The 26722-nt window shown below is 70.5% G+C and carries 20 protein-coding genes; 5 read left to right on the top strand and 15 right to left on the bottom strand.

The features are described from left to right. Nucleotides 1-69: 69 nt before the first annotated feature. From ACWDVB_RS02240 to ACWDVB_RS02260, 5 genes are all read right to left on the bottom strand, one after another. Entirely contained in the window at nt 70-2040 is a 1971-nt protein-coding gene (locus tag ACWDVB_RS02240; protein ID WP_451515408.1) for an ATP-dependent DNA helicase, read from the bottom strand. A 40-nt stretch (nt 2041-2080) separates the two neighbouring features. Further along, nucleotides 2081-4057, bottom strand: coding sequence for an IucA/IucC family protein (locus tag ACWDVB_RS02245; RefSeq protein ID WP_451515407.1), 1977 nt, complete (start codon nt 4055-4057; stop codon nt 2081-2083). Nucleotides 4058-4115: 58 nt separating this feature from the next. Further along, on the bottom strand, nt 4116-4910 hold the full coding sequence (locus ACWDVB_RS02250) for a GNAT family N-acetyltransferase (RefSeq protein WP_451515406.1): 795 nt from the start codon (nt 4908-4910) through the stop codon (nt 4116-4118). 36 nt (nt 4911-4946) lie between these two features. Continuing rightward, nucleotides 4947-6932, bottom strand: coding sequence for an IucA/IucC family protein (locus tag ACWDVB_RS02255; protein ID WP_451515405.1), 1986 nt, complete (start codon nt 6930-6932; stop codon nt 4947-4949). Nucleotides 6933-7030: 98 nt separating this feature from the next. Next, nucleotides 7031-8572 carry a diaminobutyrate--2-oxoglutarate transaminase family protein gene (locus ACWDVB_RS02260; protein ID WP_451515536.1) on the bottom strand — a complete coding sequence of 514 codons (1542 nt, stop codon included), beginning with the start codon at nt 8570-8572 and terminating at the stop codon, nt 7031-7033. Between the two features lie 625 nt (nt 8573-9197). Between ACWDVB_RS02260 and ACWDVB_RS02265 the strand changes: the two genes are divergently transcribed. Continuing rightward, nucleotides 9198-10442, top strand: a complete 1245-nt coding sequence (locus ACWDVB_RS02265; protein ID WP_451515404.1) for a trypsin-like serine peptidase — start codon at nt 9198-9200, stop codon at nt 10440-10442. A gap of 191 nt (nt 10443-10633) precedes the next feature. Continuing rightward, complete coding sequence (locus ACWDVB_RS02270; protein ID WP_451515403.1) at nt 10634-11866, top strand: trypsin-like serine peptidase; 1233 nt, start codon at nt 10634-10636, stop codon at nt 11864-11866. A 111-nt stretch (nt 11867-11977) separates the two neighbouring features. On the opposite strand, the gene hflX is transcribed toward ACWDVB_RS02270, so the two are convergent. The 6 genes from hflX to miaA form a co-directional block, all read right to left on the bottom strand. Beyond that, a complete protein-coding gene (gene hflX / locus ACWDVB_RS02275) occupies nt 11978-13468 on the bottom strand; it encodes a GTPase HflX (RefSeq protein ID WP_451518353.1) in 1491 nt (496 codons plus the stop codon). Between the two features lie 273 nt (nt 13469-13741). Continuing rightward, the gene (locus ACWDVB_RS02280; RefSeq protein ID WP_451518354.1) at nt 13742-15241 is read right to left on the bottom strand and encodes a M1 family metallopeptidase; all 1500 of its coding nucleotides are present in this window, start codon (nt 15239-15241) and stop codon (nt 13742-13744) included. A 135-nt stretch (nt 15242-15376) separates the two neighbouring features. After that, the gene (locus ACWDVB_RS02285; RefSeq protein WP_451518355.1) at nt 15377-17524 is read right to left on the bottom strand and encodes a RelA/SpoT family protein; all 2148 of its coding nucleotides are present in this window, start codon (nt 17522-17524) and stop codon (nt 15377-15379) included. A 142-nt stretch (nt 17525-17666) separates the two neighbouring features. Then, a complete protein-coding gene (gene dapF / locus ACWDVB_RS02290) occupies nt 17667-18545 on the bottom strand; it encodes a diaminopimelate epimerase (RefSeq protein ID WP_451518356.1) in 879 nt (292 codons plus the stop codon). Between the two features lie 73 nt (nt 18546-18618). Next, nucleotides 18619-19080 (bottom strand): hypothetical protein, encoded by a 462-nt coding sequence (locus tag ACWDVB_RS02295; RefSeq protein WP_451518391.1) that lies wholly within the window; start codon nt 19078-19080, stop codon nt 18619-18621. A 107-nt stretch (nt 19081-19187) separates the two neighbouring features. Then, a complete protein-coding gene (gene miaA / locus ACWDVB_RS02300; protein WP_451518357.1) occupies nt 19188-20126 on the bottom strand; it encodes a tRNA (adenosine(37)-N6)-dimethylallyltransferase MiaA in 939 nt (312 codons plus the stop codon). Nucleotides 20127-20308: 182 nt separating this feature from the next. Here miaA and ACWDVB_RS02305 point away from each other — a divergent pair, with 182 nt between their 5' ends. Further along, on the top strand, nt 20309-20620 hold the full coding sequence (locus tag ACWDVB_RS02305) for a hypothetical protein (RefSeq protein ID WP_451518358.1): 312 nt from the start codon (nt 20309-20311) through the stop codon (nt 20618-20620). Between the two features lie 25 nt (nt 20621-20645). Continuing rightward, nucleotides 20646-20930, top strand: a complete 285-nt coding sequence (locus tag ACWDVB_RS02310) for an antitoxin (protein ID WP_451518359.1) — start codon at nt 20646-20648, stop codon at nt 20928-20930. A gap of 90 nt (nt 20931-21020) precedes the next feature. Here the strand turns inward: ACWDVB_RS02310 and ACWDVB_RS02315 are convergent, their stop codons facing one another. Further along, nucleotides 21021-21764 (bottom strand): class III extradiol dioxygenase subunit B-like domain-containing protein, encoded by a 744-nt coding sequence (locus ACWDVB_RS02315; protein ID WP_451518360.1) that lies wholly within the window; start codon nt 21762-21764, stop codon nt 21021-21023. A gap of 73 nt (nt 21765-21837) precedes the next feature. Continuing rightward, the gene (gene miaB / locus ACWDVB_RS02320; protein WP_451518361.1) at nt 21838-23328 is read right to left on the bottom strand and encodes a tRNA (N6-isopentenyl adenosine(37)-C2)-methylthiotransferase MiaB; all 1491 of its coding nucleotides are present in this window, start codon (nt 23326-23328) and stop codon (nt 21838-21840) included. Between the two features lie 139 nt (nt 23329-23467). Here miaB and ACWDVB_RS02325 point away from each other — a divergent pair, with 139 nt between their 5' ends. Beyond that, nucleotides 23468-24463: a TAXI family TRAP transporter solute-binding subunit gene (locus tag ACWDVB_RS02325; RefSeq protein WP_451518362.1), complete on the top strand. Its 996-nt coding sequence runs from the start codon at nt 23468-23470 to the stop codon at nt 24461-24463. Nucleotides 24464-24506: 43 nt separating this feature from the next. Here ACWDVB_RS02325 and ACWDVB_RS02330 read toward each other — a convergent pair whose 3' ends face one another. Continuing rightward, the gene (locus ACWDVB_RS02330) at nt 24507-25922 is read right to left on the bottom strand and encodes a HAMP domain-containing sensor histidine kinase (protein ID WP_451518363.1); all 1416 of its coding nucleotides are present in this window, start codon (nt 25920-25922) and stop codon (nt 24507-24509) included. Between the two features lie 15 nt (nt 25923-25937). Then, on the bottom strand, nt 25938-26627 hold the full coding sequence (locus tag ACWDVB_RS02335; RefSeq protein WP_451518364.1) for a response regulator transcription factor: 690 nt from the start codon (nt 26625-26627) through the stop codon (nt 25938-25940). Between the last annotated feature and the right edge of the window lie 95 nt (nt 26628-26722).

The raw sequence follows: 26722 nt of genomic DNA on the forward strand, positions 1-26722 counted from the left end.
AAAGGAGACGCCGCCTGGGGGCGCCGCGCCCCCACACGGAGCCCCCGGCCGTCGTCGCAGTCGGGGGTTCTACGCCTCGGCGGCCTTCGCCGCGGCGTCGATCGCTGCCAGGGAGCGGCGCGCCTGGTTCCGGTCCGTCGTGTACCAGAAGTCAGGCAGCGAAGCCCGCAGATAGCTTCCATAGCGCGCGGTGGCCAGACGGGGATCCAGCACGGCGACCACCCCACGGTCTCCGGACGCTCGTACGAGACGTCCCGCGCCCTGCGCCATCAGCAGAGCCGCGTGCGTGGCCGCGATCGCCATGAAGCCGTTTCCACCGGCCTCGTCGACCGCCTTCTGGCGGGCGCTCATCAGCGGGTCGTCGGGACGCGGAAACGGGATCTTGTCCATGATCACCAGCTGGCAGTTGGGCCCCGGCACATCGACGCCCTGCCAGAGCGAGAGCGTCCCGAAGAGGCACGTCTTCGCATCCGCCGCGAAGCCCTTGATCAGCTCGCCCAGGGTCTCCTCGCCCTGTAGCAGGATGGGCATGTCCAGGCGGCCTCGCAGCTCCTCCGCAGCACTCTGAGCGGCGCGCATGGAGGAGAACAGGCCGAGCGTGCGACCGCCGGCCGCCTCGATCAGTTCGGCCAGCTCATCGAGCATGTCGCTACGAGTGCCCTCGCGCCCGGGACGAGCCAGGTGCTTGGCGACGTACAGGATGCCCTGCTTGCCGTAGTCGAACGGGGACCCGACGTCGAGGCCCTTCCACTGAGGCGCGTCCTCGGACTCGGTGCCCTCCGGGGCCAGGCCGAGTGAGGCCCCGACGCCGTTGAAGTCGCCGCCGAGCTTGAGCGTGGCCGAGGTGAGGATCACCGAGCGGTCGGCGAAGAGCTTCTCCCGGAGGAGACCCGACACGGACATGGGGGCCACGCGCAGGGAGGCTCCGAAACGGTCGTGCCGCTCGTACCAGACGACGTCGTACTCCGAGCCGTTCGTGATGCGCTCCGCCACATCGTGGATCGACTCCACGGAGGCGAGTGCCTGCTTACGAACCGCGTCCTCGTCCTGGACCGACTTGTCCCGGGTGGAACCCAGCGCCGTGATGACGGAGCGCGCGGCGTCGCGCAGGGCCATCAGCGCATACCCGAGGTCTTCGGGGATCTCCTCCAGGCGGCCCGGCAGCGCCAGCTCCATCAACCGCTCGAAGCCCTCGGAAGCGGTCTGGAGCTGGTCGGCCGCCTTTTCGTTGACGAGCTTGGCCGCGCGACGGACGGCACGGTTGACCTGCCCGGGGGTGAGCTCACCCGTGGCCACACCGGTGACACGGGAGACCAGCTCATGGGCCTCGTCCACGATCAGCACTTCGTGCTGAGGAAGGACAGGGGCGCCCTCGATGGCGTCGATGGCGAGCAGCGCGTGGTTCGTGACGACGACATCGGCGAGCTTGGCACGCTCGCGAGCCGCCTCGGCGAAACACTCCGCCCCATAGGCACACTTCGAGGCCCCGAGGCACTCCCTGGAGGAGACGGAGACCTGGGACCAGGCGCGATCGGAGGCCCCGGGGGTGAGATCGTCGCGGTCGCCCGTCTCGGTCTCGTCCGCCCAATCCCGCATCCTCAAGAGGTCCTGGCCCAGCTTGCTGGTGGGCGCGGCCGCCTCGAACTGGTCGAAGAGGCCCTCCTCCTCTTCCTGGGGCACGCCTTCGTGGAGGCGGTGCAGGCACAGGTAGTTCGAGCGGCCCTTGAGCATCGCGAATTGGGGGCGGCGGCGCATCAGCGGATGCAGCGCCTCCACCGTGCGCGGCAGGTCCCGCTCCACGAGCTGGCGCTGCAGGGCGAGCGTGGCCGTGGCGACCACCACGCGCTCCCCGTGCGCCAAGGCCGGCACAAGGTAACCGAGGGATTTACCCGTGCCGGTACCGGCCTGGACCAGCAGGTGTGAGCCGTCGTCGATCGCCTCGGCGACTGTCTCGGCCATGGACACCTGGCCAGGGCGTTCCGTGCCGCCGACAGCGGTGACGGCGGCGTGCAGGAGCTCGGGGAGGGAGGGCTTCGTCATAGCGCGACCACCCTACGGTGCCCCACTGACAAACCCGCGATCAAGGCTGATGGAGGGGGTTGGGTACGGTCCCGTGCACGGCGGCATGAGGGCGCTGGGGGCGGTCACGGTACCCATCGAGGAGAAGACGGTTCCGGTTGAGGCACAGCCGCTCGATACGGGGTGTGAGCAGGTCGAACATCTCGTACCGCTCCTTCAGCTCCGGGGCGCGCGCCTGGTGCCGGAGGATCTCGGCGCGCACCGCGGCCCAGAAGTCGGCCTCCGGGACACCCAGCTTTTCCTCGCACAGCGGTGCCAGATAGCGGAATACCCCGACGAAAAGGCCGGAGTGGATGAACTGGGTGAGGAATCCGGGCGGCTCGCTGAGCAGGACGTCGCGTACATCGGTTGGCATCGAGTCGTGCTCGGGCAGCGGTGCGGCGCTGACGTTCACGTCGTCGACGAAGTCCTTCACCGCGAGCCGGACGGGCACGTCCTTGTCGTCGAAGACGACGATGGCGTTCTCCCCGTGAGGGGAGAACACGGTGCCGTAGCGGTACAGGAAGTGCAGCAGCGGGGGCAGCAGGGCGGCGAACAGTCGCCGCAGCCATACGGTGGGCGACAGTCCCGAGCGTTCCACGAGCTCCGCGACGAAGGCCTTGCCGCTCGGATCGGTGTGGAGCAGTGAGGCAAGGGTGCGTGCGCGTTCGTCGGGGGCGAGGTAACGGGTGATCGGCTCACGCCAGATGGCGCCGAGCAGTTCCCTGTACTGGTAAGGGACTTCGGGCAGCCTGTCGTACACCGGGTGTTCCACGGCCACCGATGCCACCTCGCCGAGCAGGATCACCCCGCACTCGTCGCGCAGGAAGGGGTCGGCGTCGCGCAGGGCGTGCATCCACGCCGTGACGGCGGGCGCCGCGACCGTGCGCTCAGTCGGCAGACCGCGCCACACCAGTGTGTTCAGGACCGACAACGGCAGCTTCACGGTGTGCCGGTCGGGACGGGACGCGTTCAGGAATGTGCGGATGGACTGCTGCGGAAGGCGCAGGTCGCCGTCGCTACCGAGCGGAACAATGGCGTCCGCGGCGACGGAGGGAGCGAAGAGCGGCAGCACGACCTCGTCCCACTGCCAGGGGTGCACCGGAAGGTAGAAGTACTCCTGGGGGTCGAGTCCGCGCGTGCGGAGTAAGTCCGCGAAGGACTCCTGGGTGACGGTGGTGAGCTCGCGGGCGTAGAGCTGCGGCGCGGTTTCCAGTCCTGTGATGCCTCGGTACACGGCGAGGTCGGTGTGGACGGCGATCCATGGGAGCGTCGTGGAGCGACGGGCCTCGGGCGCCCAGTGGCCGATGTCGCTCGCGGAGAAGCCGATGCGTCCCTTGTTGAGGACGAGCCAGGGGTGGCCGGCCTGGTGCCCCTCCAGTTCCGCGTAGCCGAGGTCGGCGAGCTGCGGCGCGGCGAGCGCGGTGTGGCCGATCCGGGCGTCGGCGCAGAGCGTGACGCTGAGCTCGCGGATCAGGTGACCGAGGGTGGCGCCGTCGAGGCCCAGGGTCCGGCGGGCCAGCGCGAGGAATCGCACCGGGTCGCTGAAGGCGAGTCCTGCCGCGCCGCCCTCGGCCAGGGCCAGGCTGGCCGGGTCCACATGCCAGCCCTCGTACGAGCCTCGGCGGGCGCGGAAGGTGAGACAGGTGGCGCTTTGGTCACTGCCGGAGGTGCCGTTGTCGGGGGTGTCGGGCGTGGGGGGCCCTGCCGGTTTGGTGGTCTCTGCCGAGCCGGGAGCCTTGGCCGGCTCGGGGCCTCCGAAAGCCTCGTGGGCCCGGTCGGCCCCGTCGGGCTCGGCCGGTTCGAGGTGGAGGCGGTACGTGTCCGGCTCGCACCCTATGACCGGCACGGGTCGGATGATCTCCTCATACGCGAACTCGCCGATCATCTTGGCGAGCAGACGACGTCCGGCCTCGCGCCATCTGTCCTGGGTCAGTTCGGGCGGGTCGTAGAGCGCGGCGAAGGGATGGGAAATCGGGCTGTCGGACGGATTCGGCACGGGGACTCCTCAGGGAGGGAACCGGATCGGGTCGAGCGGTGTACCAAAAGTGATCAGGTCAGAGCACTGGGCGCAGGGCCCGGTCACGGACCATGAGCGCCGCCCGTTTGTCGGGCAGATCCACTTCGGCGGAGAAGCGGAAGCCAGCGCTCAGGAATGCGGAGACGGAGGGGGTGTTGCGCAGGTCGGGTTCGGCGATGACGCGTGCGCACGCGGGGCGGTGGTCGAGCACGAGGTCGGCGACGGCTCTGAGCAGCGAAGTGCCCAGGCCTCGGCCGCGGTTGACGACACCACCGATGAGGAGGTGGATTCCGGTGTCGTGCGGGCGCGAAGGGTAGTGACGGGCCAGCGGGTCGAGGTCCGCCCGATAGATCTCCCAGTAGCTCATCGGCCTGCCCTCCAGCACGCCAAGACAGGGCACACTGCGTCCGTCTCCGTCCAGCTGAGGGCGCAGGTGGGCCTCCGTGACGGCTTCGGGGCCCGCGAGTTCCCAGAAGGCGGCCACGGCGGGGTCGTTCATCCAACGGCTGATCAGAGGGAGGTCGCGTTCGAGACGGACGGGCACGAGCTGGAAGACACCAGCGGCGGTGGCGGCCGGCCCCCAGTCGGCGACGCTGTCGAGGAGGTCTTCCGCCGCTACAACGCCTGGGGGGTGGTCCGGCACGTCGTGCGGCACACGGTCCGGCGCGTGCTCCGGGTGGCCGATGTGAGCTGCCCGCGGAGCACGTTCTTCGCCCTCGGCCAGCAAGGCGACAAGCTCGTCGGGCAGGCGCAGGTCGAGAGTGTCTGCGCCGTCGGCGCCGGGGGCTGTGGAGTCGGTCCCGGCGTCGGTGCTCGCATCGGTGGGAGGCACGGCGTCGCTCCTGTCAGAAGTGGTGGGGCATGTTCCTCAGGGATGAAGGGGGTTGGTGATGGTGACGTAGACGGACTGGGTGTCGACCGGGCCGACGAGCTCGTCGAGTCCGTGCAGCCGGGTCAGCAGGTTGGCTTTGCATCGCAGCACGGGTGAGTCGAGCAGCGTCGTGGGCAGCGAGGTGCGCAATCGGTCGGGGCCGGATGCGACATCACCGAGGAAGCGCCGGAAGGCGGCGATCAACAGCCGTTCGTCCGCGAGCCGTTCGGCTCCGAAGGCTCCGATCAGGCCCAGGACGTTGTTGATGCCGAGGTAGTAGGCGAACCGCTCGTCGGTCACCTCGTCGGAGACGAAGGTGTCGCTGTGGCTGCCGATGCCGGGGAGCCGTCGGTCGAGTTCAGCACGCCGTGACTCGCGGAAGTAGTAGCCCTGGTTGTCGCGGTATCGGCCGCCCACGGGCCAACCGTCGGGGTCGAGCAGCAGGATCGTGTTCTGCTGGTGCGCCTCAAGGGCGACGCCCGCCTCGCTGTCCAGCCACAGCACGGGGCGGACGACGCTCTCCAGGTAGCGCAGGAACCACTCGGTGGCGACGGCTCCTCGGGGGCGGCCGGTCCGTCCGGCCAGCCTGGTGACGGTCTCACCGAGCCGGGACCGCATCAAGCGACGGTCCTGGCCGGCGGACAGCGCCGAGGGCCTGGGCGAGACGAGCCCGGCGACGCAGGTGGCATCGTCACCGGGGCCGAAGGGGTTGTGCCGGATCATGACGTCGAGCCCGGCCACGGGTGCGCCGTCACGGCCGTTGACAGCGAGCCACGCCGGGTCGCGGACCACGTCGAAGCGGGGGTGGACCGCCTGCCACTTCTCGGCGAGGCCGCTGCGCAGCAGCCGGTGGACCTCGACGCCGCGGTGAAGTTCCTTGCGGAGGTTCTCACGACGGGAGTTGGTGATGCGCAGGCCGAGGGAGAGCTTGAGCATGGCGGCCGCGCCGGAGCGGTAGAGGGTGCGTACGGAGGAAGTGGGGTGCCAGGGGGTTCCGTGAGACCCGAGGTCTTGGAGGAGCCCCGCGTCGAGGAGTTCGGCTGCCGCGGTGCGGTGTCGGAGTTCACGGATCTGCCAAGGGTGGACGGGGAGGACGACGCGGCCGTCCGGCAGCGGCAGTTCCGGTCCGGCCAGGCGGGCGGTGAGCTGGTCGGCCGGGACCGTGCGGCCGCGCTCCGTCCAGGCCGAGTCCGAGGCGAGCACGGAGGGGTCGACGGCCAGCCAGTGCAGCGTGAAGGCTCCGCGCAGCTCCGGTGAGTAGAGGCGCGACTCGGCGTCGGAAAGGCCCTCGCGGCTCTTGGGGGTCGGATGCAGGGGGTGGCCAAGGAGCAGGGACTGTTCGGCGGAGAGGAAGAGGTCGGGCTCGTCGCCTGGGCTGGCGCGACGGTCGGCGATGAACTCGGCGGTACGGCGGACGGAGTCGGCGACCCGGCCGACCAGGTCTGCGCCGTCACCGGCCCGTGGCGGGGGGACCGAGCCTGCCGGCTTGCCTACGGTCGGCGGATCCTCGGGTGCCGCCGCCGGAACGCTCGTCACCGGTTCCGCGTCGCGGCGGGCCGTTTCGCGGCCGAGGAGGGCCGCGACCGTGACCGCGTCGACGGGAGGTGCGCTGGCCGGGCCGTCCTCCAGGTAGGGGAGGCCGAAGCGGTGCCAGCCGGTGGCCGACCAGTAGTGCACGGGGATGAGCAGAGCCGTGCCGCTGGCGTGGAGGGGGATGCGCAGGACGCCGTGGTCCGGCGCCGGGAGGTTGTTCTCTCTTACCCAGCAGCGCAGGAGGTTCTCGACGGCTGCTGCCTGCGCGGCGATGTGCGGGTCAGGGTGCTCCAGCAGGTCCGTGGACGTGCCGCGCAGGTGCTCGGCCTCCTGGCCGCCACCCTTCTGCCGGGGGACCGTACCGGACTCCGCCACCAGTGAGGATTGCGTGCCGCATGCCCCTGGGGCGTGCGGGTGGGGGCGGCCTTCGGATGCGGGGGTGGCGTTCAAGAGGGGTTCCTTGTGAGTTTGTACGGGCTCCGTGTGGCGATGGGGCCGGGGCGTGCCCGGCGTCTCATGGCCGCGGGGGCGGCCCGGGTCCGTCTTGGCTATCCGTGGTGGGTACGCGCCGCGGTGGCCAGCGCGTCGGCGAGGCGGTCGAGGACCGCGGCCGCCTGTTCGTCGGTGATGGTGAGAGGAGGGAGGAGTCGTACGACGCTGGAGTGGCGGCCGCCGAGTTCGACGATGAGTCCGCGGCGCAGGCACTCCCGTTGCACGGCGGCGGCCAGTTGCGGTGCCGGGGGACGAGGGCGGGCGAGGGACGGCAGGGGTTCCACCACCTCGGCGAGCGGGTCGTTCGCGGTGCCCGCGTGGGTGGTGGCCGACGTGCCCTCGAAGTTCTTGTCCCGGCTGTCGCCGCTGCCACTCGCGGCGGCGCCGACCGCCGCTCCAGGGTCGCCCCCCTCCCTGCGGATGTCCGGCCCCTTCCTCTCACTGGCCGGGCTCCCGCCCCGCGCGGCCGGGGCAGGTTCGACGAGTTCGACACCCAGCATCAAGCCCCGGCCGCGGACCTCTCCGACGCAGGGGTGGGACGCGGCCAGGGAGCGGAGTTGGGCGAGCATGCGGGCGCCGACCGTGGCGGCGCGTTCGGCGAGGCCGTTCTCACGGACGTACGCGAGGGTCGCAGCGCCCGCGGCCATGGCGAGTTGGTTGCCGCGGAAGGTGCCTGCATGAGCTCCGGGTGGCCAGACGTCGAGGTCGTCGCGGTAGATCACGACGGCGAGCGGCAGGCTGCCGCCGATCGCCTTGGAGAGCACCATCACGTCCGGCACGACGCCACTGTGTTCGACGGCCCAGAAGGCGCCGGTGCGCCCGACGCCCGTCTGCACCTCGTCCGCGATGAGCGGGATGCCGCGGGCCGCGGTGATCTCACGCATCCGGCGCAGCCAGGCGTCCGGTGCTGGGAGGACACCGCCCTCGCCCTGCACCGGTTCGAGGATCATGCCAGCTGGAAGCGGTACGCCCGATTTGGTGTCGTCCAGGAGACTTTCGGTCCAGCGGGCGGAGAGCTCGGCGCCACTGGGGCCACCGAGGCCGAAGGGGCAACGGTAGTCCTGTGGATAGGGGAGGCGCGCCACGCGTACGTCCTGTGCGCCGCCGGATGCCTCGAGCGCCCCTGCCGTCATGCCGTGGTAGGCGCCGGTGAAGGCCAGCATCCCGTCGCGACCGGTGGCCGCGCGGACCAGTTTCAGCGCGGCTTCCACGGCGTCCGTCCCGGCCGGGCCGCAGAACTGGATTCGCGCATGCTCGGCGAGGCCGCGCGGCAGCGTGCTGAACAGCTCGGTGGTGAAGTCGTCCTTGACGGGTGTGGCCAGGTCGAGGACGTGCAGCGGCGCCCCCGAGTCGAGGACCTTCCGGATGGCTTCGAGCACCACAGGGTGGTTGTGACCGAGGGCGAGGGTTCCGGCACCGGAGAGGCAGTCGAGATAGCGGCTTCCGTCGGCGCCTTCGATGGTCATGCCGCGCGCCCGCACCGGCACGATCGGCAGTGCTCGCGCATAGGTGCGCGCCGCCGATTCGCGTGCCGACTGCCGCCGCAGGATGCCCTCCTGCGTCGCGGAGTGCGCGGCCTTCGTCGAGGCATCCGCGATTTTCGCGCCGGAACGCGCGGCCTTCGCCACAGAGTGCTCAGCAGGGGGCGCGTCCGTAACCGCCTCTTCGCCCGCCCTCCCCCGCCCCTCGCTTCGTCCCTCGCCCCGCGCCTCGGCAGGAGTCACAGACGTCGCAGAAGGCTCAGATGACGCAGACGGCACGGAAGGCGCCGATGGCACAGACGACGCAGAAGGCGCGGACTGCGTTACGGAACGTGCTGCGGACACCGCCGCGGGCGCTGGCTCGGTCACGGCCACGACTGTTGGTCCTCCCGCTGTGGACAAGTACGTCCGGCCTGGTGTGACTCCCGGAATTTGGGAGCCCCATGTAGCCGAACGTGCAGGCGAGTTGGCAGGGGAGATGAACGCAGGCCGCGCCTCCCCCGTACGTACCAACGACGGCGACCCCGCAGGATCACGGGTTATCGGAAGATCCTTGCCGTGACGGAACCGTTGCCCTTCTGTCGGCCGTCCCCAACGGCACCGGCATAGTGTGGGGGGCCGTTCACCAGCGACAGGTGCGCCGCTCCCGGTTCACGGGAGCCCGCATCGGTGTGCGACGGGTGTTCCGCACCCGGGTGTCCAGCACTGAGGAACGATTTCGAGGCCCAGGGGGAATCTCACGATGCGACCCATACGTCCGCTCTTCACCGCCCGCAGCGGGAGGAGCGCGCGCACCAGAACCTCCCCCGTGGCGGCCGCGGTCGCGCTCGGCGCGGCGCTCGTACTGACCGCCACGGCCTGTGGGCCCAGCGAGGACAACGCCGGTGGCGACTCGTCGTCGTCGCAGCCCGGTGACAGCGAGGGCGGCAGCGCCGGCGACGACAAGATCCAGATCCCGGCGGACCTCCAGGACCGGCTCAAGGAGCACGGGATCGACCTGGACAAGTGGAAGAACGGCGCCTGGAAGGACTGGAACAAGGACGACTGGCTGCGCGAGGCCGGCGAGTTCGTCAACCCGATCATCGAGGATCTGTGGGACCCGGACCGGATGCGGGACGCCGACAAGAACCCGGACCGGAGCGTCGACGACAACGACATCTCCGGTGACCAGGGCGTCACCGATCCGACGCCCGAGCCCGTGGAGGCGGCCGCCGTGAACGCGCCGTACCACGATCGGGCGGCCGAGTCGGGCAAGCTCTTCTTCGACGGACCCGAGGGTTCGATGGTCTGCTCCGCGACCGTCGTCAAGGACCCGGCCAACCCGGGCAAGTCCAACATGGTGTGGACCGCGGGCCACTGTGTGCACGCCGGCGCCAAGGGCGGCTGGTACCGCAACATGGTCTTCGTCCCCTCGTACAACAACGGCGGCAAGTCGGCTCAGGAGCTGCAGAACGCCCCCAAGGACGAGGTCGCTCCGTACGGCGTCTGGTGGGGTGACTGGGCGCAGACCTCCGACCAGTGGATCGAGCAGGGTGGTCCGACGGGCGGCAAGGGCGCGCCGTACGACTTCGCCGTCATGCACGTGAAGCCCGAGAAGGGCAGCGAGGGCAAGTCGCTGGAGGAGACCGTCGGTTCGGCGCTCCCGGTGGACTTCGACGCTCCGGCGGTGCCCCAGATCAAGACCATGACGGCCACCGGCTACCCCGCGGCGTCGCCCTTCGACGGCCAGAAGCTGTTCCAGTGTGCCGACAAGCCGGGCCGGCTCTCGCTCACCAAGCCGGACCCGACGATGTACCGCATCGGTTGCACGATGACCGGCGGTTCGTCCGGCGGCGGCTGGGTCGCCCAGGGTCAGGACGGCAAGCCCGCCCTGGTGTCGAACACCTCCATCGGTCCGGTGACGGCGGGCTGGCTGGCCGGTCCGCGGCTGGGCAAGGAGGCCAAGGGCATCTACAGCGCGGTCAGCAAGAAGTTCGCCGACCAGTAGTCGGCCGCGGCGGGGTCGCCGGAAACCTTCACGACCCCGCCGCCGTTCATCCCCAACCTCACAGGCATAGTGAGGTGTTGTGTCCACGCGGAGTTCCCCGGACTCTCCCGGGCCCGCACATGACACGTACATGGCAAATACGCGCTATGCGCGATCACGCGCTTACACGCTCTATCGGGGGTAACAGCACCATGCGTTCCACTCGTGCGCTTTTCGCACGCAGCCGTGGGCGGCGCGCCGCACTCGCCGCAACGGGACTCGCCGCGACCCTGGCGCTCACCGCCACGGCCTGCGGTCCGAGCGAGGACAAGGCGAGCGACAAGCCGGGCACCGCCGCCTCCCAGGGAGCCGACAGCTCCGGTTCCGACGGTTCCGAGGGATCTGGGGGTTCCGACTCCAGGCTTCCCGGTGACCTCGCCGACAAGCTCAAGAAGCACGGCATCGACCCGGACAAGTGGAAGAACGGCGCCTGGAAGAACTGGGACAAGGACGACTGGCTGCGCGAGTCCAAGGACTTCGTCAACCCGGTCATCGCCGGGCTCTGGAAGCCCGAGCGGATGCAGAAGGCCAAGGACCCGAAGAAGACGGTCGCCGTGAAGGACGCGACCGCCGACCAGGGCGCGACCGACCCCGAGCCGACCCCGGTCAGGGCCAAGCCCGAGAAGACGCCGTACCACGAGAACGCCGCCCCCGTCGGCAAGATCTTCTTCGACTCCCCCGAGGGCTCGATGGTCTGCTCCGGCACCGTCGTGAAGGACCCCCGCAACCCCGGCAAGTCCAACCTCGTGTGGACCGCGGGCCACTGTGTGCACGCCGGCAAGAGCGGCGGCTGGTACCGCAACATCGCGTTCGTGCCCTCCTACAACGACCTCGGCAAGTCCGAGGCCGAGCTGGGCAACGCGGCCCCGCAGGAGATCGCCCCCTACGGCCAGTACTGGGCGGACTGGGTCTCGACCTCCAACGAGTGGATCAACGAGGGCGGCCCGACGGGCGGTGCGGGGGCGACGTACGACTACGCCGTGATGCACGTGAAGCCGGAGCAGGGCGGCAAGTCCCTGGAGGAGACCGTCGGCAACGCTCTCGATGTCGACTTCTCGACTCCGTCCACGCAGAGCGTGAGTTCGATGGGCGCCTGGGGCTACCCGGCCGCTCCTCCGTACAACGGCCTGATCATGCACAAGTGCGTCGACAAGCCGGGCCGTCTCTCGCTGTCGCCGGCCCTGCCGACGATGTACCGCATCGGCTGCACCATGACCGGCGGCTCGTCCGGCGGCGGCTGGTTCCGTGTGGTGGGCGACAAGACCGAGCTCGTGTCGAACACCTCCATCGGCCCGGCCGAGAACACGTGGCTGGCGGGACCGCAGCTGGGCAAGGGTGCCGAGCAGGTCTACGACATGATGAGCAAGAAGTACGGCTCGCGGTAGCCGCGCGATACATACAGACACATGCCATGGCGAAGGCTCGCCCCCCTTTCGAAAGGGGGGCGAGCCTTCGCCATGGCTGAGCCGAACCGCGCTGGTCGCGTGCGGCTGCGGTCAGTGGGCGGCCGGCACGTACGGGCTGAGCTCCGCGGCGAGCTCCTCGTGCACCCGCGCCTTGAGCAGTGTGCCGTCGGCGGTGTGCTCCTCGGAGAGCACCTCACCCTCGGCGTGCGCGCGCGAGATGAGCTGGCCGTGCGTGTACGGAACGAGGGCCTCGATCTTGACCTCGGGCCGCGGCAGCTCGGTGTCGATGAGCCTGAGAAGCTCCTCGATACCGGCACCGGTGCGCGCGGAGACCGCGATCGCGTGCTTCTCGTTGCGCATGAGCCGCTGGAGGACCAGCGGGTCCGCCGCGTCCGCCTTGTTGATCACCACGATCTCGGGCACGTCGGTGGCGCCCACGTCACGGATCACCTCGCGCACGGCGGCCAGCTGCTCCTCCGGCACCGGGTGCGAACCGTCCACCACGTGCAGGATGAGGTCGGAGTCGCCGACCTCCTCCATCGTGGAGCGGAACGCCTCGACGAGGTGGTGCGGCAGATGCCTGACAAACCCGACCGTGTCGGCCAGGGTGTAGACCCGGCCGCTCGGGGTCTCGGCCCGGCGCACGGTCGGGTCGAGGGTGGCGAACAGTGAGTTCTCCACCAGCACGCCCGCGCCCGTGAGGCGGTTGAGGAGCGAGGACTTGCCCGCGTTCGTGTATCCGGCGATGGCGACCGAAGGTACCTTGTGGCGCCGGCGCTCCTGCCGCTTGATGTCGCGGCCCGTCTTCATCTCCGCGATCTCACGGCGCATCTTCGCCATCTTCTCGCGGATCCGTCGCCGGTCCGTCTCGATCTTGGTCTCACCGGGGCCGCGGGTGGCCATGCCGCCACCGCCGCCGCCACCCATCTGACGGGAGAGCGACTGACCCCAGCCGCGGAGCCTCGGCAGCATATACTGCATCTGCGCGAGGGCGACCTGCGCCTTGCCCTCTCGGGACTTGGCGTGCTGGGCGAAGATGTCGAGGATCAGGGCGGTCCTGTCGACCACCTTGACCTTGACGACGTCTTCGAGGTGGATCAGCTGGCCGGGGCTCAGCTCACCGTCGCACACAACGGTGTCGGCTCCGGTCTCGAGCACGACGTCGCGCAGCTCCAAGGCCTTTCCGGAGCCGATGTACGTCGCCGGGTCCGGCTTGTCTCGGCGCTGGATGACGCCGTCGAGCACGAGAGCACCCGCGGTCTCCGCGAGAGCCGCCAGCTCGGCGAGGGAGTTCTCCGCATCGTCAACCGTCCCGGAGGTCCACACGCCGACGAGCACCACACGCTCCAGACGGAGCTGTCGGTACTCGACTTCGGTGACGTCCTCGAGCTCGGTGGAGAGTCCGGCGACGCGGCGCAGAGCCGCACGCTCGGAGCGGTCGAGCTGGTCGCCGTCCCGGTCTCCGTCGACCTCGTGGCTCCAGGCGACGTCCTCTTCCATCAGGGCATCGGCCCGGAGACCTTCGGGGTAGTTCTGCGCGAAGCTCTGTGCGTCCTGGGAAGGGGAAGAAGAGGAGGTCATTGGATCCTTACGTCGATACGTCGATGGAAATGCGGACGGACGCCTGATCCGTCTCGGGCGGATGCGTCATCCGTCACAGTCGTCAACGCCTGGTGCGACCCGGAGATTCCCGGGAGCCGCCCGGGCCGACCCTGAGATGTCCCCGAGGGGATGCCCCGGAGCCCGGACTCACACCCGAACCCGAACCCGAGCTCAGGCCGACCGTGTCGTCGACCTGAAGATGGTTGCACGGCACGGCCCGTCTCGTCATCCGTGTTTTTCCGCCTGGGAAGATTATTTCCCCTCCGGCGCCGCCGTACGCCAGTCCGGGTGCCCCGGCATGGGCGGCGTCTTCGCTCCGTACAACCAGGCGTCGAAGAATCCACCCAGGTCACGCCCGGCGTTCCGCGAGGCGAGCCGTACGAAGTCGGTGGTCGTCGCGTTGCCGTCACGGTAGGTGCGGACCCACTGCCGCTCAAGCCGGTCGAAGGCCCGGTGCCCGATCTCCTGGCGCAGGGCGTAGAGCACCAGGGCGCTGCCGTCGTAGACGACGGGCCGGAAGATGCTGATCTTCTGCCCGGGGGCGGCCCCCTTGGGCCTGGCGGGCGGTCCGCCGGCCACGCGCCAGCCGTCCGACCGACGGTAGGCGTTCCGCATCCGGTCCTTCAGGGGCCGCTTCGCCTTCTCCTCGGCGAAGAGCGCCTCGTACCAGGTGGCGTGGCCTTCGTTGAGCCAGAGGTCCGACCATGCCTGCGGGCTGACGCTGTCGCCGAACCACTGGTGCGCCAGTTCGTGCACCATGATCGTGTCGACGTACCACTCCGGGTACTCGGGGCGGGTGAAGAGCTCTCTCTCGAAGAGAGAGAGCGTCTGTGTCTCCAGTTCGAAGCCGGTCCGTGCGTGGGCCACCAAGGCGCCGTAGGTCTCGAAGGGGTAGCGGCCGACCTTCTTCTCCATCCAGCTGATCTGGCCGGGCGTCTTCTTCAACCAGCGCTCCAGGGTCTTGCGGTCCTTGGTGGGCACCACATCGCGTACGGGAAGGCCGTGCGGGCCCTCGCGGTGCAGCACGGTGGAGCGGCCGATCGACACCTGTGCCAGCTCGGTCGCCATGGGGTGGTGCGTGCGGTACGCCCAGGTGGTGGCTCGGCCGCCATGGTGGGGCTCGCCGACCGGCAGACCGTTGGCGACGGCGGTGAGCCCCTTGGGGGCCGTCACGCGGAACGTGAACACCGCCTTGTCCGAAGGGTGGTCGTTGCACGGAAAGACCAGGTGGGCGGCGTCCGCCTGGTTGGCCATGGCGAGCCCGTCACCGGTCCGCACCCAGCCGCCCTGGGCGTCCTTGGAGGGCAAGGGATCGCTGGTGTGCCGGACGGTGATCCGCAGCCGCTCGCCGGACCCGACCGGCGCGGACGGCGTGAGGACCAGATCCTCACCGCTGCTCTCGAAGCGGGCGGCCTCGCCGTTGACCTCGACGGAGCGGACCTTGCCGTGCGCGAAGTCGAGGTTCACGCGCTCCATGGGCGCTGTGACCCGGGCGTCGATCTTGGTGACGGCGTCCAGCGGCTTGCGGTTGTCTCCGCGATAGGCGAAGGCGATGTCGTACGACTCCACGTCGTACCCGGGGTTGCCCAGGTGCGGGAAGAGCGGGTCGCCGATGCCGAGCGGGGTGACCGGCGACGGCGCGCTCGCCGCGACGAGGGCGGCGGACGCGGTCGCCACGATCAGCGCCGCGGCGATGCGGGCGGCGCGGAGGGCTTTTGGCCGCGGGGCCGTGGTCCGAGGGGTGAGCAGCATGAACTTACCGCTATCAGCGTGCGCCTCCGGCGGTGCGACGGCGCGCGCCGGGCCACTCGAACGAGTCGCTGTGGGGCCCACCTGATGGGCCGCGGTCCCGGGTCGGCCTCAGCCGGTCAGGGCCACCGAACCGCTTCAGTTGACCGCGGCCGCCGGATGCTGGGCGCGGCTCACGTCGTACACGCCCGGCACGGCGCGCATCGCCCGCATCAGCCCTGGGAGGTGCGCCGCGTCCGGCAGTTGGAGCGTGTACGTATGGCGTACGCGCTGCTGGGTCGGTGGCTCCACGGTCGCGGAGACGATGGCGACGCCCTCCAGAGCGATCGCCTCGGTGAGGTCGGCGAGCAGATGGGCACGGCCGAACGATTCAGCGGTCAGGGTGACCCGGAACTCCGCGGTGTCCCCCCAGCGCACGCCGACCTCCGCGCGCCCCACTTCCTTCATGCGCTCCACCGAGGGGCAGCCGACGCGGTGGACGGCCACCACGCCTCCGCGCACGGCGAACGCGGTGATGGCGTCGGGTGGCACCGGCGTACAACAACCCGCGAGCCGCACGCTCGCGCCCTCGCGGTCCACCACGGCGCTCGGGGCGGCGGGGCGCGGGGTGTCGGATGCCTCCGGGCGGGGCCCCGCCACCGGCGCCTGCTGGGGCTGCCGCTGCCCGGACGGCGTCGGGGCGGGTGCCGCGGGCGCCGGATGCGTGGTCAGCCAGCGCCGGATGGCGATGCGCGCGCCGGGCGTGCGGGCGTGGTCCAGCCACTCGCGTGAGGGCCCCGACGTGGCGTCCTGGCCCATGAGCAGCTGCACCGTGTCACCGTCCCGCAGGACCGTGCTGAGCGTCGCCAGGCGACCGTTGACGCGTGCGCCGATGCAGGCGTGCGCGTCCTCCCCGTACTGGGCGTAGGCGGCGTCCACGCAGCTGGCTCCGGCGGGCAGGCCGAGTGTGCCGCCGTCGGGCCGGAAGACGGCGATCTCGCGGTCCTGGGCCAGATCTTCACGCAGCGTCGACCAGAAGGTGTCCGGGTCGGGGGCGGCCTGCTGCCAGTCGAGGAGCCGGGAGAGCCAGCCGGGCCTGGTCGGGTCCACGCGCTCGTCGTCGGCCCGGTCGGAAGGCTCCTCCGAAGGAGGAGCGTAGGGATTGCGCAGGGCGACGACGCCGGCCTCCGCGACCTGGTGCATCTGGTGCGTGCGGATGAGGACTTCGGCGACCTCACCGTCGGAGCGGGCCACGGCGGTGTGCAGCGATTGGTAGAGGTTGAACTTCGGTACGGCGATGAAGTCCTTGAACTCCGAGACGACCGGGGTGAAGCAGGTGTGCAGTTCCCCCAGGACTCCGTAGCAGTCCGCGTCTTCGTTGACGAGCACGAGGAGGCGGCCGTAGTCCGACGCGCGCAGCTCGCCGCGTTTGCGGCGCACCCGGTGGACGGAGAGGAAGTGCCGTGGCCGGATGAGGACTTCGGCCGCGATGCCCGCCTCGCGCAGCACTCCGCGAACCTCGCCCGCGATGTCCCCGAGCGGGTCTCCCGCACCTGCGGCGTCGGCGGCGATGAGGGCCTGGACCTCGGCGTACTCCTCCGGGTGGAGGATCGCGAAGGCGAGATCCTCCAGCTCGGTCTTGAGCGCCTGTACGCCGAGGCGCTCGGCGAGCGGAATGAGCACGTCCCGGGTCACCTTGGCGATGCGGGCCTGTTTCTCGGGGCGCATGACGCCGAGAGTGCGCATGTTGTGCAGCCGGTCGGCGAGCTTGATCGACATGACGCGCACGTCGTTGCCGGTGGCGACGAGCATCTTGCGGAAGGTCTCCGGCTCGGCGGCCGCTCCGTAGTCGACCTTCTCCAGTTTCGTGACGCCGTCGACCAGGTAGCACACGTCGTCACCGAACTCGGCCCGCACCTGGGCGAGCGTCACGTCCGTGTCCTCGACGGTGTCGTGGAGCAAGGACGCGGTCAAGGTCGTGATCTCCGCGCCGAGCTGGGCGAGGATCAAGGTCACGGCGAGGGGGTGGGTGATGTACGGTTCGCCGCTCTTGCGCGTCTGGCCGCGGTGCGAGGACTCCGCGAGGACGTACGCACGGCGCAGGGGCTCAAGGTCTGCGTCGGGGTAGTGGGCCCGGTGGGCTTCCACCACATGGCCGATCGCGTCGGGGAGACGGTCACGGGTGGCGGGCCCCAGCAGGGCGGCTCTGCCGAGCCTGCGCAGGTCGAGGCGGGCGCGGCCGCGCCTGCGCTGGCCCCCCGACGTCACGGGGACGGGCGTGGCAGGGTTCGTGGCCTCCGCACTCATGGGCACCTCCGGCTGCTTCGACCGGCGGTGAACGGACGGTGGCGTACTCCGTACGGGCCGGTGCTTGATGCTACCGAGCCCATCACGCGGCACTGACCGCCTCTCGCCGAGCGTGAAACGGATCACCCATTCGAGCGACAGTTCATGCGATTGCCGTTTCGAGCCATTCGGACGCGAACTCGCCTTCGGCGACGATCACGGCCGGGCCTGTCATCTCGGTCTCGCCGTCGGGCCGCTCGGTGATCACCAGACGTCCTCCGAGAACGTCGACGGTGTACGTCACCGGGGCTCCGGTGACGGACGGGTCCACACCGTCCTTGCGGGCCGCGGCCACGGCCACGGCGCACGTGCCCGTCCCGCACGAGCGGGTCTCGCCCGCCCCGCGCTCGTGCACGCGCATGGCGACGTGGCGCGGGCCTCGGTCGACGACGAATTCGACGTTGACGCCTTGTGGGTAGGCGGAGGCGGGGCTGAAGAGCGGGGGTTCGTGGAGGTTGCCCGCTTCGGAGAGGTCGTCCACGAAGGCGACCGCGTGTGGGTTGCCCATGTTCACGTTGAGCGCGGGCCACTGGTGGTCCGCGACCGAGACGGTGACGTCCTCTCCGGGGAGCAGCGCCTTGCCCATTCCCACGGTGATCTCGCCGCCGGCTTCCGCCTTGGCGATGTGCACGGTCTTCACGCCGCCGCGGGTGGCCACCACCAGGTCGCCCTCGCCGATGTGCCCCGCGTGCTGGAGGTACCGGGCGAAGACGCGCACTCCATTGCCGCACATCTCGGCGATCGACCCGTCGCCGTTGCGGTAGTCCATGAACCACTCGGCCCGGTCAGCGAGATGACGGGCCTCGGGGTGGGCGGCGGAGCGTACGACGTGCAGGAGGCCGTCGCCACCGATGCCCGCGCGGCGGTCGCACAGGGCGGCCACGGCGGCCGGGGGCAGCTCGACGGCGTTGTCGGGGTCCGGGATGATCACGAAGTCGTTCTCGGTCCCGTGCCCCTTGAGGAAGGCGATCCGCGTGCTCATTCCTCGATCGTACGGGGTGGGTACGACACTCGGTCCGCGCGGTGCCGGTGATATGGGGTCCGCCAGGGCGGCCTCAGCGGAGCCGGGCCACCCGCCACACCGCGAGGACCGCCACGCCGAGGAACATCAGGGCGTACGCGGAGACGACCCGCCAGTCCGGACGGCGCCCGGAGCCCCGCTCGGGCAGTCCGGGCCAGGTGTGCCCCACGCGGCGGGCGGCCATCATCCCCCAGCCGGCGGCGCAGCAGCTGAGCAGCAGTCCGAGCATGGCGACCACCGCACCGCCGTCGCCGAACTCGAAGGCCAGCGGGAAGGCGAACATCAGGGAACCGACGGCGGCGAGGATCACGATCGGCGCGAGCTGCCAGATGCGCAGTCTTCGCTGCGGACGCAGCTCGACCTCGACCTCGGCCTCCGGGGACATCTCGTCCGCACCGGGACCGTCGTCCGTCACGCCGCCACCGACCTCGTCGGGACCGTCGGGACTCAGCTGCTCTCCGCCGTCATGCGCGGTGTCACGAGGGCCGGCCTCCATCGCCACGCGCCCTCCTACTTCGGACTCCACCGGTCGATCGATGGTCGATGATGGCACGGTGTCAGGTGCCCGGATGACCGCCGGAGCGTCCCGATGCCATCACGTGATCAGGCTGTGACCGGTCGTTCGACCAACGCCAGCGCGCGTGCCGGGAGTTCCCCGCGGTCGGCCACGGCCCCACTGAGCCAGTGCACCCGCGGATCGCGCCGGAACCACGAGTCCTGACGGCGCGCGAAGCGTTTGGTGGCGCGCACCGTCTCGGCACGTGCCTCGTCCTCGGTGCACTCCCCCGCGAGCGCGGTGAGTACCTGCTGGTAGCCGAGCGCGCGCGATGCCGTGCGCCCTTCGCGCAGCCCCCGCGCCTCCAGCGCGCGTACCTCGTCGACCAGGCCCGCCTCCCACATGCGGTCCACGCGCGTGGCGATGCGTTCGTCAAGTTCGGGGCGGGCCACGTCGACGCCGATCTGGACCGTGTCGTACACGGAGTCGTGGCCCGGCAGGTTGGCGGTGAAGGGCTTGCCGGTGATCTCGATGACCTCCAGGGCGCGGACGATCCGGCGGCCGTTGCTGGGCAGGATCGCCTGGCCGGCTCCGGGGTCGGCGGCGGCGAGGCGGGCGTGCAGCGCTCCGGGGCCGCGCAGGGCGAGCTCCTCCTCCAGGCGGGCCCGTACGGCGGGATCCGTGCCGGGGAACTCCAGGTGGTCGACGGCTCCCCTGACGTACAGCCCGGAGCCGCCGACCAGGATCGGCCAACGTCCCTCGGCCAGGAGGCGGTCGATCTCGGCGCGGGCCAGCTTCTGGTACTCGGCGACGCTGGCCGCCTCCGTGACGTCCCAGATGTCGAGGAGATGGTGGGGGACGCCGCAGCGCTCCTCGGGCGTCAGTTTGGCGGTGCCGATATCCATCCCTCGGTAGAGCTGCATGGAGTCGGCGTTGACGACTTCGCCGCCGAGACGCTGAGCGAGGAAAACGCCCAGATCGGACTTTCCTGCTGCGGTCGGACCGACGACGGCGATGACCCGCGGGGCGGGAGCTGCACTACTCACCGCACCAGTCTCGCAAACCCGGCGCGTACTTCCCGAACGAGCTACGTGACGGCACGGCTTTCAGGTCGTTGCCTGTTGCGAGGTTCCGGCCGCCGGTTTCGAGGACCGACAGCCCGGGCGACGCAATGGGACGCACCGGGCGCCGCGGGATTTCGCCCACACGAGTAACGTATGGAGTAGATATGGGTGTTTTTGCAAGGTTTCGCCGGAAGGCCAACGAGAACGAAGAGGCGTCGACGGCCGAGGCGGCTGCCGCCACTCTGACGGCCGAGCCGGAAGAGGCCGGGGAGTCGGCCGGACCGGCCGAGGCCTCCACCGATTCGAAGCCCGCGGCCAAGGCCGACACGGACGCCGAGAGCGTTGCCGAGGACAAGCCCGCGGAGGCCGCAGAGGAGGGCGCGGCGGAAAGCGCGGCAGAGGGTGTGGACATTCCGAAGCAGCAGTCCGCCGGAGAAGCGGCCGACAACGAGGCCGGTGAGGGCGCCCGCAAGTAGCTCCCCGGCGAGGGAAGGTGAATCCATGGGCTTCCTGGGCCAGCTGAAGGCCAAGCTCGCCCCTGCCAAGAACAAGGTCTCCGGCCTCGCGCAGCAGCACGGGGACAAGATCGACCAGGGCCTCGACAAGGCCGCGAAGGTCGTCGACGAGAAGACCAAGGGCAAGTACAGCGACAAGATTCAGGCGGGAACGGGCAAGGCGAAGAACGCCGTCGACCGCCTCGCCGGGCCGGACCAGGGCAAGGACGCGGACGGCGGCGCCACACCGCCGTCGTCCCTGACATCCCCGTCGCCCCCTCCGGCTTCCTGAACCGCACCGGCGGACGGCCGCGAAGCATCCCGCTTCGCGGCCGTCGCCGCGTGTCCGGGTGCCCCGCACGCCGGGCCAGGCGGCTTTCCGCTAGGACCAGGCGGCCACGAGGTACCCGACGCCGTACGGCGCGTCTTCGTAGAGCAGCTCGCCGCTCAGTGCCGCACCGTCGGCCGCCCCGGCGAGCACCTGCCAGGGGGCACGTCCCGCCGCCTTCAGTTCGTACGCCAGCTCCGCGTCCAGCGCCTTCAGCGCCGCCACGTCGGCCGCGCCGAGGGCACGTCCGATCTCCGCGTCGAAGTCGGCCGCCCGCTCGTCGAGGTAGCCCGGCGCCTTCAGCGTGCGGCACGCGCTGGCGTCGCCCATCACCAGCAGGGCCACCCGGTCGGCCCGTGCCCCGATCTCACCCCCGACTTGAATACACCGCTCGGCGGCAAGTGGTTCCCCCACCCCGAGACCTTCCAGTGGGGCGGTCGACCACTGTGTGCGCCCGAGCAGCCAGGCGGCCACGGCGAGCGACGGCGGAAGCTCGCGCTCGGCGGCCTCGCCGTCGCCGTCTCCATCGCCATCGCCATCGCCATCGGCAGATCCGAGCCGTACGTCCAGGTCCACCCCGAAGCCCCGGAAAGAACCACGCGCGCCCTGCGGATGCGGTCCGCGGCCGCTCGCCTCGGCGGGGCCCACGACGACGAGCCGGTCGGGCCTGGCGGCGGCGAGGACCCCTATGGCGTCCGTGCACGCCGCGCGCGCGGCGTGCAGTTCAGGGGCGGCTCCCGCGGCCACCTCGGGGACGAGCAGGGGCGGACAAGGGCAGACGGCTGCGGCGACAAGCATGATCCGCAGAGTAACGCGCCTACTGGACGACCGGGCCCGGGATCAGTCGCCTACTGGATGACCGGCCCCTGGGTCAGTCGCAACCGCAGCCGCTGCCCGTCGCCACCGGCAGCGGTGCGGGAGCGCCGATCTTCGGCAGGCCCAGCATGACGCCCGCGGGCTTCGCGGCCGCCTCGGCGTTCCGCTTCTCCCAGGCGTCGCCCGCGCGCGTGGGGCGCACCTTCAGCACGGCGCCCTCGGCGAGCAGGTGGTGCGGGGCGGCGTAGGTGATCTCGACCGTCACGACGTCACCGGGGCGCACCTTGGTGTCCGGCTTCGTGAAGTGCACCAGGCGGTTGTCGGGGGCGCGGCCGGAGAGGCGGTGCGTGGCGCCGTCCTTGCGGCCTTCGCCCTCGGCGACCATCAGCTCCAGGGTGCGGCCGACCTGCTTCTTGTTCTCCTCCCAGGAGATCTCCTCCTGGAGGGCCACCAGACGCTCGTAGCGCGACTGGACGACCTCCTTGGGGATCTGCCCCTCCATGGTCGCGGCCGGGGTCCCGGGGCGCTTGGAGTACTGGAAGGTGAAGGCGTTGGCGAAGCGGGCCTCTCGGACCACGTGCATCGTCTGCTCGAAGTCCTCCTCGGTCTCCCCGGGAAAGCCCACGATGATGTCGGTGGAGATGGCCGCGTCCGGCATGGCGGCGCGGACCTTCTCGATGATCCCCAGGAAGCGCTCCTGGCGGTACGAGCGGCGCATCGCCTTGAGGACCGGGTCCGAGCCGGACTGCAGCGGCATGTGGAGCTGCGGCATCGCGTTCGGCGTCTCGGCCATGGCGGCGATGACGTCGTCGGTGAAGTCGCGGGGGTGCGGGGAGGTGAAGCGCACGCGCTCCAGGCCCTCGATCTTCCCGCAGGCGCGCAGGAGCTTGCTGAATGCCTCGCTGTCGCCTATGTCCGAGCCGTACGCGTTCACGTTCTGCCCGAGGAGCGTGATCTCGCAGACGCCCTCGCCGACGAGTGCCTCGATCTCGGCGAGGATGTCGCCGGTCCTGCGGTCCTTCTCCTTGCCGCGCAGGGCGGGGACGATGCAGAAGGTGCAGGTGTTGTTGCAGCCGACGGAGATGGAGACCCACGCGGCGTACGCGCTCTCGCGGCGGGTGGGCAGCGTCGAGGGGAACGCCTCCAGGGACTCGGCGATCTCCACCTGTGCCTCTTCCTGGACGCGAGCGCGCTCCAGGAGGACCGGCAGCTTGCCGATGTTGTGCGTACCGAAGACGACGTCGACCCAGGGCGCCTTCTTGACGATGGTGTCGCGGTCCTTCTGGGCGAGGCAGCCGCCGACGGCGATCTGCATCCCTGGACGCTTGGTCTTCATCGGCGCCAGGCGGCCGAGATTGCCGTACAGACGGTTGTCGGCGTTCTCGCGCACGGCGCACGTGTTGAAGACGACGACGTCGGCGTCGCCGTCGGCTCCTTCGGGCGCACGCTCGTAGCCGGCGTCCTCCAGCAGCCCGGAGAGCCGCTCGGAGTCATGGACGTTCATCTGGCACCCGTAGGTGCGCACCTCGTAAGTCTTCGCGCTCATCTCGCCCCCCAGAGTACGGGGTCGCCACGCGCGCGTGTCCGGCGATGTCCGAAGGGAGCGCCTCGGAGCGGCCCTCAGGGCGGCGCGGTGTGACCTCGCCCCTGGTCATCACGGTGAGTGGGCTGGCAGGATCGCGCGCATGCTCCAGGCACTCCCCCGTATCAGCAGGCGCCGCGCCCTCCAGGGTTCGGCCGCGGCGCTCGTGGTGTTCGGGCTGCTGGTGTGGTGGCTGCTTCCCGTGGGCGAGAGCTCTCCGAGTGGCCGGATGACGTTCAGCACAGGCGTGCGGAACGGTGTGTACGAGCGGTACGGAAAGCTTCTGCGTACGGCGATCTCGCAGGACATGCCGAAGGTGGACGTGGACCTCCTCAACAGCCAGGGGTCGCAGCAGAACATCCAGCGGGTGGCCACGGGGGAGGCCGACTTCACCATCGCGGCCGCCGACGCCGTCGAGACGTACCGCCTCGACGGCGCTCCGGGGGCGGACCGTCTGCGGGGCTGCGCGCGCCTCTACGACGACTACGTCCAGCTGGTGGTGCCCCGGGGCTCCGACATCCACTCCGTGGAGGATCTGCGGAACAAGCGTGTGGCCGTGGGGCAGGGCCGCTCGGGTGTGCGGCTGATAGCGGACAGGGTGCTGGACGCGGCGGGCCTCGACCCGGTCGCGGACATCGAGCCGGTGTCGGCGGGCATCGACACCATGCCGGACCTCTTGAAGCGCGGTTCCGTGGACGCCTTCTTCTGGTCGGGCGGTCTGCCGACCACCTCCGTGCGTGTGCTCTCGCAGAAGATGGACATCCGCCTCGTCAAGCTCGGTTACCTCGTCGACAGGTTGCACAAGCAGGGCGGCGCCTCGCGCTACTACCGGGCCGCGACGATGCCGGCCGACGCCTATCCGGAGGCCCAGCAGGGCTCCGCGGTGCCCACCCTGGCGGTGGCGAACCTCCTGGTCACCACGGACCGGGCCGACGCCGACCTCACCGCCGGGCTGACCCGTACGGTGATCGACAGCCGCGATCACATCGGCGATGAAGTTCATGCGGCCCAGTTGGTCGATCTGCGAACCGCGCTGTTCACCGATCCCCTCCCGCTGCACGACGGGGCGCGCCGCTACTACCGCTCGGTCAAGCCGTGAGCCGGACCGGCGGATCCTGAGCGTCGAGCGCTGATCCCTGCCGTCAGGCCGCCGCGGACGGCTCGCTACGGGGGACGCTGACGGTCACCTTCAGCCCGTGCGGTTCGTTGCGCGCGTACGCGATGGAGCCGCCGCCCGCCGCGAGCAGGGCGCGCGAGATGGACAGGCCGAGACCCGAGCCCTTCACGTTCTGGTGGCGGTTGCTGCGCCAGAAGCGGTCGCCGACGCGGGCGAGCTCGTCCTCGGTCAGGCCGGGTCCCCCGTCGGCGACCACGACGGTCGTCGTCCCGTTGCCGGCGGAGACCGTCACATGGACCTCGCCTCCCTCGGGGGTGAACTTCAGGGCGTTGTCGACCACCGCGTCGAGCGCGCTGGAGAGGGCGACCGGGTCGGCCCAGCCGGTGGTCGCCGGGCACTCGCCTGTCAGCCGTACGCCGCGCTCGTCGGCGAGCGGCCGCCAGGAGGCGAGCCGCTCGGCCGTCAGTTCGCCGATGTCCGTGAGGCACAGGTCAGCCGCGGCATGCTCGGCGAGCGCCAGGTCGAGCAGGTCGTCGAGGACCTGGGCCAGGCGCTTGCCCTCGGTGCGGACCGAGGCGATCTCCTCGTTGCCCTCGGGCAGTTCCAGGGCGAGGAGCTCGATGCGGAGGAGCAGGGCGGAGAGGGGGTTGCGCAGTTGGTGCGAGGCGTCGGCGACGAAGGCGCGCTGCTGTTCGAGCACGTCCTCGACGTTGTCGGCCATCTCGTTGAACGACCGGGCCAGGCGTCTGAGTTCCGGCGGACCGCCCGCGGCCGCGACGCGTGATTTGAGGCGTCCGGTAGCTATGTCGTGCGTGGTGGCGTCCAGGACCCGCACCGGGCGCAGCACCCAGCCGGTGAGCCGCAGGGCGGCACCGACCGCGAGGAGCATGGCCGCCGATTCGCCTGTGGCGATGAGCAGCCATCCCTGGAGCGTCTTCGAACGCATGCGTCCTGTGGGCGAGTCGGTGACGACTACGGCGATGACGTCCCCGTCCTTGATCACCGGGGACGCGACGGCGAGGCGGCCCCGCTGCCACGGCCACACCTGCTCGGGGTCGTGGCTGCCGCGGGAGCGCAGTGCCTCCTGGAAGGCACCGCGGACGTCCCCCTTGGCGGGCAGGTACCAGGTGGCCGGGGCGTGCGCCATCGGGCCGTCGTCGCGGTAGAAGACGCCCGCCCTGATGCCGTAGACGTCGTAGTAGTCGTCGAGTTCCTTCTGCAGCGTCTCGCGGCGCTCGTCCGTGCCGCCCTTCACCCGGGAGCCCGTCGGGCGTTCGGTGACGAACTGCGCGAGGGAGGCGAAGCGCGCCGTGTCGTCGATCCGGTCGACGACGACCTTCTGCTGTTGCGCTGCCGCGACGCTGACGGCCAGCGGGAAGCCGAGCGCGAGCAGCACGCCCGCCATGAGGACGATCAGCAGCGGGAGGAGGCGGGAGTGCACCTGTCCTCGCTCTTGCTACGTGGCCGGGGCGACGAGGCGGTAGCCGACGCCTCGTACCGTCTCGATGAGCGCCGGCATGTGCAGTTTGGAGCGCAGGGACGCCACGTGCACTTCCAGCGTGCGCCCCGTCCCTTCCCAACTGGTACGCCACACTTCGCTGATGATCTGCTCGCGGCGGAAGACCACTCCGGGGCGCTGGGCGAGGAGCGCGAGCAAGTCGAACTCCTTGCGGGTCAGTTGGACAACCGAACCCTCTACGCTGACCTGACGGGTGGGCAGTTCGATGTGCACGGAACCGAGCCGCAGCTTGGTGTCGCCCGGCACTGTCGCGCCGCCGGGGGTGGGGCGCCGGATGACCGCGTGGATGCGGGCGATGAGCTCTCCGGTGTCGTACGGCTTCACTACGTAGTCGTCGGCTCCGAGGTTGAGGCCGTGTATCCGGGAACGTACGTCCGAGCGGGCCGTCACCATGATCACCGGTATCGAGCCGCGCTTGCGGATCTTGCCGCAGACCTCGTAGCCGTCCTGGTCGGGCAGGCCCAGGTCGAGCAGCACCACTCCGAAGGGGGGCGCTTGCGCGGGCAGCAGTGCCTGCAGCGCCTCCTCGCCGCTCCGGGCGTGCACGACGTCGAAGCCGTGCCGGGCCAGGATCGCGGACAGGGCGGCGGCCACATGATCGTCGTCCTCTACAAGAAGCAGTCTCATACGGGCCCCCTCCAGTTCATCCGTCGTTCCCTCGTGGCCGGTAGTCGCGCATACGCACCAAGGCATCCACGCCGATGGATAAGGACCGCGTCAAG

Source organism: Streptomyces sp. NPDC003379 (assembly GCF_053589195.1).

Coding starts and splice junctions, on each gene's coding strand:
- ACWDVB_RS02315 (WP_451518360.1), bottom strand. CDS start 21,764: ATGCTTGTCGCCGCAGCCGTCTGCCCTTGTCCGCCCCTGCTCGTCCCC.
- ACWDVB_RS02240 (WP_451515408.1), bottom strand. CDS start 2,040: ATGACGAAGCCCTCCCTCCCCGAGCTCCTGCACGCCGCCGTCACCGCT.
- dapF (WP_451518356.1), bottom strand. CDS start 18,545: ATGAGCACGCGGATCGCCTTCCTCAAGGGGCACGGGACCGAGAACGAC.
- ACWDVB_RS02325 (WP_451518362.1), top strand. CDS start 23,468: ATGCTCCAGGCACTCCCCCGTATCAGCAGGCGCCGCGCCCTCCAGGGT.
- hflX (WP_451518353.1), bottom strand. CDS start 13,468: ATGACCTCCTCTTCTTCCCCTTCCCAGGACGCACAGAGCTTCGCGCAG.
- ACWDVB_RS02335 (WP_451518364.1), bottom strand. CDS start 26,627: ATGAGACTGCTTCTTGTAGAGGACGACGATCATGTGGCCGCCGCCCTG.
- ACWDVB_RS02265 (WP_451515404.1), top strand. CDS start 9,198: ATGCGACCCATACGTCCGCTCTTCACCGCCCGCAGCGGGAGGAGCGCG.
- ACWDVB_RS02295 (WP_451518391.1), bottom strand. CDS start 19,080: ATGGAGGCCGGCCCTCGTGACACCGCGCATGACGGCGGAGAGCAGCTG.
- ACWDVB_RS02280 (WP_451518354.1), bottom strand. CDS start 15,241: ATGCTGCTCACCCCTCGGACCACGGCCCCGCGGCCAAAAGCCCTCCGC.
- ACWDVB_RS02310 (WP_451518359.1), top strand. CDS start 20,646: ATGGGCTTCCTGGGCCAGCTGAAGGCCAAGCTCGCCCCTGCCAAGAAC.
- ACWDVB_RS02285 (WP_451518355.1), bottom strand. CDS start 17,524: ATGAGTGCGGAGGCCACGAACCCTGCCACGCCCGTCCCCGTGACGTCG.
- ACWDVB_RS02270 (WP_451515403.1), top strand. CDS start 10,634: ATGCGTTCCACTCGTGCGCTTTTCGCACGCAGCCGTGGGCGGCGCGCC.
- miaB (WP_451518361.1), bottom strand. CDS start 23,328: ATGAGCGCGAAGACTTACGAGGTGCGCACCTACGGGTGCCAGATGAAC.
- ACWDVB_RS02305 (WP_451518358.1), top strand. CDS start 20,309: ATGGGTGTTTTTGCAAGGTTTCGCCGGAAGGCCAACGAGAACGAAGAG.